The sequence below is a fragment of the Nocardia thraciensis genome (assembly GCF_054782435.1).
In genome coordinates this window covers 1-754 of sequence record NZ_BAAGSM010000060.1, presented here as the reverse complement: position 1 = coordinate 754, position 754 = coordinate 1, and the positions used below count along the sequence as shown (strand labels likewise).

Genomic DNA, 754 nt, shown 5'->3' with positions numbered 1-754 from the left:
GGACGACGAGTGTTTGTGCTCATGACGGCCTCCTGACCGCGAAATCGGTGGTGGAACGAACGAACCGGGACGGGGCCGGCGGCGGCAGCAGCGTCAGCTGTCCGCTGGTGGTGCCGCGGGTGAGCATGCGGTCGATGACACCGACATCGACGACCTCGGCTTCGAGGGCGCGGCGGCAGGCGTCGTCGACGACGTCGGCGCCGTGGCGGCGCACCAGCCCGAGCAACCGGTAGACCTGCCGCATCTTCGTCCAGGGCAGCGGATGGTCGAGCACCGCCGCCGCATAAGCGCCGACATGCGGGCCGTCGGCTTCTGCCTTGCGCTGCAACGTATTCAGATCCCGCATCGCATAGGCGGTCAGCTCGCTGGGCAGATCCGCCGGATCGGTCTGCCGACGACCGGCAGGCACGCGAGCATGGACCTTGATCAGCTCGCCGCGGAAGTAGAGCTTGACCGTGGCCGTGTCGACGCGAGCGGTCAACCGTTGCCCGACCAGATCGCCGGGAATGCTGTAGAGGGCCTTGGCGATCTGAACATGCCTATCCGGGGCGACCTTCGGATTCACCCAGGTCGGGATATCGAATACCGTGTCGGGCAACGGTTTCAGCTTCGGGTGCTCGTCGCTGGCGAACACCTCGGCCGGGCGTAATCGAGTGGTGCCGTGGATCCGCATGCCCGCGGTCTCCCGGCACCACCGCGCTGCGCGTTCGCGGCAGTCATCGAGATCCCGGAACTGTTCTCCGGCAAAGAAATT

The 754-nt window shown here is 66.6% G+C and carries 1 protein-coding gene; it reads right to left on the bottom strand.

Features of this window, described 5'->3' with window-relative positions:
* Nucleotides 1-19 precede the first annotated feature (19 nt).
* Nucleotides 20-754 (bottom strand): Mu transposase domain-containing protein (locus tag ACYVLQ_RS31775; protein ID WP_460701234.1); only part of this gene is annotated, 735 nt, incomplete at its 5' end.